This window comes from Streptomyces carpinensis (genome assembly GCF_002154505.1).
Taxonomy (GTDB): domain Bacteria; phylum Actinomycetota; class Actinomycetes; order Streptomycetales; family Streptomycetaceae; genus Streptomyces; species Streptomyces carpinensis.
The window spans coordinates 1-8,783 of the sequence record NZ_MUBM01000161.1 but is presented as its reverse complement, the minus strand read 5'-3'; the positions used below and the strand labels follow the sequence as shown (position 1 = coordinate 8,783).

The window sequence follows — 8,783 nt, the reverse complement described above, 5'->3', positions numbered from 1 at the left end:
TCGGCGTCGAGGTGCACACCGAGTGCCGGGTCCGGGACGTGCGCTGCGTGGGCGGTGCGGTCCGCTCGGTGGAGCTGGCCGACGGGTACGCGCTCGACGCCGACCTCGTGGTGGTCGCCTGCGGCGTGCACCCGCGCACCGGCCTCGCCGAGCAGGCGGGCCTCGCCGTCCACAAGGGTGTCCTTGTCGACGACGAGCTGCGCACCTCCGACCCGCGCGTCCACGCCGTCGGCGACTGCGCCCAGCACGCCGGCACGGTGTACGGCCTGGCCGCACCGGCCCTCGAACAGGCCGACGTGCTCGCCGCGTTGCTCTCGGGCGACGCCAGCGCCCGGTACACCGGCACCCGTTCCCTGACCCGTCTCACCCTCGCCGGCCCGCACCCGCCCTTCGACCTCGCCGCGTTCGGCGAGACCGAGGCCCGCCCCGGCGACGACGTCGTGCAGCTCGCCGACGCCACCCGCGGCACCTACCGCAAGGTCGTCGTCCGTGACGACCGCCTGGTCGGCGGGGTCCTGGTCGGCGAACTCGGCACCGTCGGCGCGCTCGCCCGCGCCTGGGAGGGAGCAGAGCCGCTCCCGGCGGACGGCGGCCCCCTGCTCCACCTGCTCACCAACGATGGAGGCTCCTGATGTCCACGACCGCACTCGGTGGGGACCGGCCCCGCCCCACGATCGTGCTCGTCGGCCACGGCATGGTCGGCCAGCGCTTCCTGGAAGCGCTGGCCGAGCGCGGCCTGACCGCCACGCACCGCGTGGTCGTGCTGTGCGAGGAGCCGCGCCCCGCGTACGACCGCGTGCAGATCACCTCGTACTTCTCCGGCCGGACCGCGGACGAGCTCTCCCTGACCGACATGGAGTTCATCGAGGGCCACGGCATCGAGCTGCGCACAGGCGATCCGGCGGAGACCGTCGACCGGGAGGCCCGCACCGTGACCGCCCGCTCGGGGCTCATCGTCGGCTACGACGTCCTCGTGCTCGCCACCGGCTCCTACCCGTTCGTGCCGCCGGTCCCGAACAAGGACGCCGAGGGCTGTTTCGTCTACCGGACCATCGAGGACCTGCTCGCCATCGAGGAGTACGCGAAGTCGAGGGCGACCACCGGTGCCGTGGTCGGCGGCGGCCTGCTCGGCCTGGAGGCGGCCGGCGCGCTCAAGGGCCTCGGGCTGCGCACCCACATCGTGGAATTCGCGCCGCGCCTGATGCCGGTCCAGGTCGACGAGGGCGGCGGCGCAGCGCTCCTGCGCACCATCGAGGAGATGGGTTTGGCCGTGCACACGGGCACGGGCACCCAGGAGATCGTGACCGACGCGTCGGGGGCCGTCACCGGCATGAAGCTGTCCGACGGCTCGGAACTCGCCACCGACATGGTGGTGTTCTCCGCCGGCGTCCGCCCCCGCGACCAGCTGGCCCGCGCCGCGGGCCTCGCGGTCGGCGAACGCGGCGGCATCGCCGTGGACGCGCAGTGCCGCACGGTGACCGACCCGGACGTGTTCGCGATCGGAGAGTGCGCCCAGGCGGTGGACGGCCGGGTGTACGGCCTGGTCGCGCCCGGCTACGAGCAGGCCGAGACGGCGGCGGCCGCCATCGCCGCGGACGAAACCGGCCACATGACGTTCACCGGTGCCGACCTGTCCACCAAGCTGAAGCTGCTCGGGGTGGACGTGGCCTCCTTCGGGGACGCGCACGGCACCGCCGAGGGCTGCCTGGACGTCGTCTACTCCGACTCCCGGGCCGGCCTGTACAAGAAGCTGGTCATCGGCCGGGACGGCACGCTGCTGGGCGGCATCCTGGTGGGTGACGCGGAGGCGTACGGCACGCTGCGCGCGCTCACCGGTTCGGTGCCCCCGGTCGCCCCCGAGTCGCTGGTCCTGCCCGCGGGCGCGGGCGCCGCCACGCAGCTCGGTCCCTCCGCCCTCCCGGACGAGGCGGTGATCTGCTCCTGCCACAACGTCACCAAGGGCACGATCCGCGGCGCGGTCACCGAGCACAGCTGCACCACGGTGCCCGAGGTGAAGAAGTGCACCAAGGCCGGAACCGGCTGCGGCTCCTGCGTGAAGGTGCTCACCCAGCTGGTCGGCGACGAGCTGGAGGCGAGCGGCGTCGAGGTCGACAAGGGCCTGTGCGGCTGCTTCGGGCAGACCCGCGAGGAGCTGTACGAGATCGTCCTCGCCCTGCGCATCACCTCCTACCAGGACCTGCTGGACCGCTACGGCCGCAAGGAGGCCCGGGGCGGCGACGGCTGCGAGACCTGCAAGCCGGCTGTCGCCTCGATCGTCGCCTCGCTCGCCCCGGCGATCGGCGCCGACGGCTACGTCCTGGACGGCGAGCAGGCCGCCCTTCAGGACACCAACGACCACTTCCTGGCCAACCTGCAGAAGAACGGCTCGTACTCGGTCGTGCCCCGCATCCCGGGCGGGGAGATCGCCCCGGAGAAGCTGATCGTGATCGGCGAGATCGCACGGGACTTCGGCCTATACACGAAGATCACCGGCGGCCAGCGGATCGACATGTTCGGCGCCCGGGTGGAGCAACTGCCCCTGATCTGGGCCCGCCTGGTCGACGCCGGCTTCGAGTCCGGGCACGCCTACGGCAAGTCGCTGCGCACGGTGAAGTCCTGTGTCGGGCGGACCTGGTGCCGCTACGGCGTTCAGGACTCGGTGCGGATGGCGATCGACCTGGAGCTGCGCTACCGGGGCCTGAGGTCCCCGCACAAGCTCAAGTCGGCCGTCTCCGGGTGTGCCCGCGAGTGCGCGGAGGCCCGGTCGAAGGACTTCGGCGTGATCGCCACCGCGAACGGCTGGAACCTGTACGTCGGCGGCAACGGCGGCGCGACCCCGCGCCACGCGGACCTGCTGGCCCAGGACCTGTCGGACGCCGAACTGGTCCGCCTGATCGACCGGTTCCTCATGTTCTACATCCGCACCGCCGACCGTCTGGAGCGCACCAGCGTGTGGCTGGAACGGATCCCCGGCGGCCTGGACCACGTACGGGACGTGGTGGTCCACGACTCGCTCGGCATCTGCGACGAGCTGGAGTCCCTGATGGCCTCGCACGTGTCGCACTACCGCGACGAGTGGGCCGAGACCGTCGACGACCCGGAGAAGCTGGCCCGGTTCGTGTCCTTCGTCAACGCCCCCGACACACCCGACCCGGTCGTCGGCTTCGTCCCCGAACGCGACCAGATGAAGCCCGACCTGCCGCTGCTGTCCATCGGCATGCGGCCCGCGGAAACCCTGGAAGGAAGCGCCCAGCGATGACCCTGGCACCCGAGACGACCGACCTGAAGGTGCGACTGCGGCTGCGCGACGGCTGGTTCACCGTCTGCGACCTGAGCGCGCTGCTCCCCGGCCGCGGGGTGGCGGCCCTGCTGCCGGACGGCCGCCAGGTGGCCGTCTTCCGCGACCGGTCGGGCCGCCTGTACGCCATCGACAACCGCGACCCCTTCACCGGCGCCGCGGTCCTCTCCCGCGGCCTGACCGGCACCCACCGGGACCGCCCGTTCGTCGCCTCCCCGCTGCTGAAGCAGCGCTTCGACCTGGAGACCGGGCGGTGCCTGGACGACGGGTCGGTGCGGGTGGCGGCGTATGAGGTGCAGGCGCAGGCCCTCTAGCGCTCAGGTTTCTTGACCGATCGTTCCGGCCGGGCCTGGATGACGACACAAGCGTCGCAGTGGCGTGTGGTGCCAACGCGCCCTTCCGGCCAGGAGGTTTTCCGGTCTGAGCGGCGGGCCGCTCATGCCTCGAGGGCGTCGTACCGCACTCCGGTCAGGTCCTGCGAGACGGCCCAGAGACGGTCGGCGGCACGGTCGTCGCGGGTCCAGGGGGCCCGCCAGGACGGGGCCGGCGCACCGCGCCACATCGCGAAGGACGGGCCCGTGAACGAGTCGGGGCGCACCCCGGGCGCGGTGGCCGCGTACAGGGTGGGCAGGGCACCGGCCTCGGCGGACTGGGCGAAGACGCGGTTCGCGACCACCATGAGCCGTTCGGCTCCGCGGCGGCCCTCGGCGCGCGGCCCGGCCGTCTGCAGGTTGGTGGAGGCGTACCCGGGGTGCGCGGCGGCGGCGACCACGTCCGACCCGGCCGCCGCCAGCCTGCGGGACAGTTCGTGGGTGAAGAGCAGGTTGGCGGTCTTGGAGCGGGCGTAGGCGGTCCAGCGCCGGTAGCCGCGCGCGCCGTCGAGGTCGCCGGGGTCGATGTTGGCCATCGCGTGCATCAGGCTGGACACGGTCACCACGCGGGCCCCGGGGGTGGCGAGCAGCGCCGGCAGCAGCAGTCCGGTGAGTGCGAAGTGCCCCAGGTGGTTGACCCCGAACTGCGTCTCGAATCCGTCCACCGTCGTACCGTGCGGCAGCGCCATCACGCCCGCGTTGTTGACGAGCAGATCGAGGCGGTCGTACGGGTACGCGTGCGCGAACTCCCGTACGGAGCGAAGGTCCCCGAGGTCGAGCCGGGCGAGCTCGACGTCGGCTCCGGCCACCTCGGCGGCGATCCGTGCCACGGCCTCGCCGCCACGCGCCTCACTGCGGCACGCCAGCAGCACACGGGCCCCCCGACGCGCCAGCTCCCGCGCCACGACGTACCCGAGCCCGCTGTTGGCGCCGGTGACGACGGCGGTGCGGCCGCCCTGGTCGGGGACGTCCTGCTCGGTCCAGCCCACGGCAGCTCCTCCACACGGGGCGCGCTCGACGGCCGGCCCGTCGGTCCGGCCCGGGATCCACGGCCTCACCCCAGGGCACCCCACCCTAGGGCCTGCCGCCCCCGGGCCCTGCCACAGGCGGCGGAGGAGCCCCGAGGACACGAGAAGGGGCGGCATCCCCGCACAGGAGGCCGCCCCTTCTTCTCGTGGACCGGAGTCCTCGTCGCAATCGGTCATGAGGGTCGGGGACCACGACGAGGACTCCGGGGTCTGCTGCCAGCCGGCCGGTGGTCCGGTCGGCAGGCGGTCCGGACTACCGGTGGTCGCTGCCCTGCGACCGGGAGGCCGCGCGGCCGGCCTCGAGGCGGGCGACCGGGATGCGGAACGGGGAGCAGGAGACGTAGTCCAGGCCCACCTCGTGGAAGAAGTGGACGGACTCCGGGTCGCCGCCGTGCTCGCCGCAGACGCCGAGCTTGAGGTCGGGGCGGGTGGCGCGGCCGGCCTGGGCGGCGGCCTTCACCAGGGAGCCGACGCCGTCCTTGTCGATCGTCTCGAACGGGCTGACGCCGAAGATGCCCTTCTCCAGGTACGCCGTGAAGAAGCTCGCCTCCACGTCGTCGCGGCTGAAGCCCCATACCGTCTGGGTCAGGTCGTTGGTGCCGAAGGAGAAGAACTCCGCGGCCTCGGCGATCTGGCCGGCGGTGAGCGCGGCGCGCGGCAGCTCGATCATCGTGCCGATCGCGAGCTTCAGCTGGGTGCCGGTGGCGGCCTGGACCTCCTCGATGACCTGGTCGGCCTCCTCGCGGACGATCTCCAGCTCCTGGACGGTGCCCACGAGCGGGATCATGATCTCGGCGCGCGGGTCGCCCTTGGCCGCCTTGCGCTCGGCCGCCGCCTCGGCGATGGCGCGGACCTGCATGGTGAACAGGCCGGGGACGACCAGGCCGAGCCGTACGCCGCGCAGGCCCAGCATCGGGTTCTGCTCGTGCAGGCGGTGCACGGCCTGGAGCAGGCGCAGCTCGTTCTCGTGCGGCTCCTGGCGGGACTCGGCGAGGGCCACGCGGACCGACAGCTCGGTGATGTCGGGCAGGAACTCGTGCAGCGGTGGGTCGAGCAGTCGGACGGTGACCGGCAGGCCGTCCATCGCCTCGAACAGCTCCACGAAGTCCTTCTTCTGCAGCGGCAGCAGCTGCTTGAGGGACTCCTCGCGCTCGGCCTCGGTGTCGGCCAGGATCAGCCGCTCGACCAGCTCGCGCCGGTCACCGAGGAACATGTGCTCGGTGCGGCACAGGCCGATGCCCTGGGCGCCGAAGCGGCGGGCGCGCAGCGCGTCCTCGGCGTTGTCGGCGTTGGCGCGCACCCGCAGACGGCGCTTGCGGTCGGCGAACGCCATGATGCGGTGCACCGCCTCGACCAGCTCGTCGGCGTCGTCGGCGCCGGCGTGCATCCGGCCCTCGAAGTACTCCACGACCGGGGACGGCACGACCGGTACCTCGCCCAGGTAGACCTTGCCGGTGGAGCCGTCGATGGAGATGACGTCGCCCTCCTCGACGACGTGCCCGCCGGGCACCGTCATCCGGCGGCGCTTGGTGTCGACCTCCAGCTCCTCCGCGCCGCACACACAGGTCTTGCCCATGCCGCGGGCCACGACGGCGGCGTGGGAGGTCTTGCCGCCGCGGGAGGTCAGGATGCCCTCGGCCGCGATCATGCCGTCGAGGTCGTCGGGGTTGGTCTCCCGGCGGACGAGGATGACCTTCTCGCCCGAACGGGACCACTTGACGGCGGTGTAGGAGTCGAAGACCGCCTTGCCGACCGCCGCGCCCGGGGAGGCCGCGATGCCGCGGGCGACCTGCTCGACCTTGGCGTGCTCGTCGAACCGGGGGAACATCAGCTGGGCGAGCTGGGCGCCGGTGACACGCTGCAGGGCCTCGGCCTCGTCGATCAGGCCCTGGTCCACCAACTGGGTGGCGATCCGGAAGGCCGCACCGGCGGTGCGCTTGCCGACGCGGGTCTGCAGCATCCACAGCTGGCCGCGTTCGATGGTGAACTCGATGTCGCAGAGATCCTTGTAGTGGTTCTCCAGGGTCTCCATGATCTGCATGAGCTGGTCGTACGACTTCTTGTCGATCTGCTCCAGCTCCGCCAGCGGCACGGTGTTGCGGATGCCCGCGACCACGTCCTCGCCCTGCGCGTTCTGCAGGTAGTCGCCGTAGACGCCCTGGTGGCCGGAGGCGGGGTCACGGGTGAAGGCGACGCCGGTGCCAGAGTCGGGGCCGAGGTTGCCGAAGACCATCGAGCAGACGTTGACGGCCGTGCCCAGGTCGTGCGGGATGCGCTCCTGGCGGCGGTAGAGCTTGGCGCGCTCGCCGTTCCAGGAGTCGAAGACCGCCTTGATGGCGAGGTCCATCTGCTCGCGCGGGTCCTGGGGGAAGTCCCGGCCGGCCTCGGTCTTGACGATCTTCTTGAACTTGGTGACCAGCTTCTTCAGGTCGGCCGCGTCCAGCTCGGTGTCGACGGTGACCTTCTTGGTCTCCTTGGCCTTGTCGAGGGCGTCCTCGAAGAGCTCACCGTCGACGCCGAGGACGGTCTTGCCGAACATCTGGATGAGCCGGCGGTAGGAGTCCCAGGCGAAGCGCTCGTCGCCGGCCTGTTTGGCAAGGCCCTGCACGGACTTGTCCGACAGACCGATGTTCAGGACGGTGTCCATCATGCCGGGCATGGAGAACTTGGCCCCGGAACGGACCGACACGAGGAGGGGGTCGTCGGCCTGGCCGAGCTTCTTGCCCATCTTCCGCTCGAGCGCGTCGAGGTGCGCACTCACCTCGTCACGCAGTGCCGCCGGCTCCTCGCCGCTGTCGAGGTAGACCTTGCAGGCCTCGGTGGTGATGGCGAAGCCCGGAGGAACCGGAAGGCCCAGGTTGGTCATCTCGGCGAGGTTCGCGCCCTTGCCACCGAGGAGGTCCTTGAGGTCCTTGTTGCCCTCGGTGAAGTCGTAAACGAACTTCACGCCCTCAACGCTGTTGCCGCGCTCGGCTACCTGGGGATCTTTGTTTTCCGACACGGGTCTCGACTCCTCGAGGACGCGGTGGCTGCCCTGACGGCGAGGAACATACCCAGATCGAAGGCACCTTGGTACGTCCACTTGCGCGTCATGCGCCTGTAACCACTCGTCCGCCAGCGGATCGAAAGTCAAGGCTTGGCAAGCCGCCACGGCCTGATGTTTTCACTTCTTGAACGAATCAATGCCTGTAGACCGCTTCTCGCGCTCATATGAGCGGGTATCGGCACGGGTGATTTCGATCGATGAACGATCAAGGGATGGCACTGAGTGCCATTTCTTGATGAGGTGCAGTCGCTCAAGATCCGCTCATCTGAGCGCCACCCTTATCAAGGGTGGCGAGAATCACGCTGCCACAGGCGCCCGGATTTCACCATGCGGACGAGTGTCCGGACGGCCCGAGCCGTCACACGCCGTGTCCCCCAGGCCCGGCGAGACGCCCGGAAAGACCAAGCGACAGGGACTCGAGGGGAGGAGAGGGAACCGGAGCTGCCCGACCGGCATCATCTGCTCGTACACGCGGGACCTTCGCCGCCGTGGGCGACGGCGGCGACATCACCGGGGTGCGCGGCGGGCAGGTGCCCGACGGGCTGTTCGTCCGCTACGGGCGGCATCTCAGCCGCTGGCAGCCGACCGTCGACGGTGCGGTGCCCGAGGGGCTGACGCCGGCCGCGCGCGGCGGGACCGCGCGCTGTGTGCTGGTGCCGCGCGCCGGTCGCGACGCGCCGCGCGCGTACCCGCTGCTCCGGGAGCAGGCCGTCGGGGACGGCTCGTTTGTGGAGGTCGGCCTGCGCGACGGGGCCCGCGCGGTAGCCGAGGCGCTGGTCGACGGCGACGGCCGGCAGGCACTGGCTGCCCGAGGTCCTCGAGGGGTCCGGGCGGGGCACCCGTGCTTCAGCCCGTGCCGTATCCGCACGCGTGTGGGCGGGAGGCCCCGTCGGCCGCGGCGCCGCCGGCGCTGCTGACGGCGGTGGGGGCCGTCGGGGTGCTGTCACCCCGTGACCGGGCGCGTCCCACCAGGGCCGCGCGCACTGCGGCCCGGCCGCCCGCCCGCTGTCCGGAAGAGCCCCGGGACGCGAGCGGGCGGG

General features: G+C 71.7%; 5 protein-coding genes and 1 pseudogene. 4 read left to right on the top strand and 2 right to left on the bottom strand.

Annotated features, from left to right (window positions below):
- From BZY54_RS21530 to nirD, 3 genes are all read left to right on the top strand, one after another.
- Window positions 1–632 (top strand): FAD-dependent oxidoreductase (locus tag BZY54_RS21530; RefSeq protein WP_158103893.1); only part of this gene is annotated, 632 nt, incomplete at its 5' end.
- Window positions 632–3,259 carry a nitrite reductase large subunit NirB gene (gene nirB / locus BZY54_RS21525; protein WP_086726881.1) on the top strand — a complete coding sequence of 876 codons (2,628 nt, stop codon included), beginning with the start codon at window positions 632–634 and terminating at the stop codon, window positions 3,257–3,259. The genes BZY54_RS21530 and nirB, both read left to right, overlap by 1 nt.
- Window positions 3,256–3,612, top strand: a complete 357-nt coding sequence (gene nirD / locus BZY54_RS21520; RefSeq protein ID WP_086726879.1) for a nitrite reductase small subunit NirD — start codon at window positions 3,256–3,258, stop codon at window positions 3,610–3,612. The genes nirB and nirD overlap by 4 nt, the downstream gene beginning before the upstream one ends.
- Before the next feature lie 122 nt (window positions 3,613–3,734).
- On the opposite strand, the gene BZY54_RS21515 is transcribed toward nirD, so the two are convergent.
- Entirely contained in the window at window positions 3,735–4,658 is a 924-nt protein-coding gene (locus BZY54_RS21515) for an oxidoreductase (RefSeq protein ID WP_244217270.1), read from the bottom strand.
- Between the two features lie 292 nt (window positions 4,659–4,950).
- Complete coding sequence (gene ppdK, locus BZY54_RS21510) at window positions 4,951–7,698, bottom strand: pyruvate, phosphate dikinase (RefSeq protein WP_086726875.1); 2,748 nt, start codon at window positions 7,696–7,698, stop codon at window positions 4,951–4,953.
- Between the two features lie 486 nt (window positions 7,699–8,184).
- Here ppdK and BZY54_RS53395 point away from each other — a divergent pair.
- Window positions 8,185–8,477, top strand: a pseudogene (locus tag BZY54_RS53395) (glycogen debranching N-terminal domain-containing protein); the annotation flags it as partial.
- Window positions 8,478–8,783 lie beyond the last annotated feature (306 nt).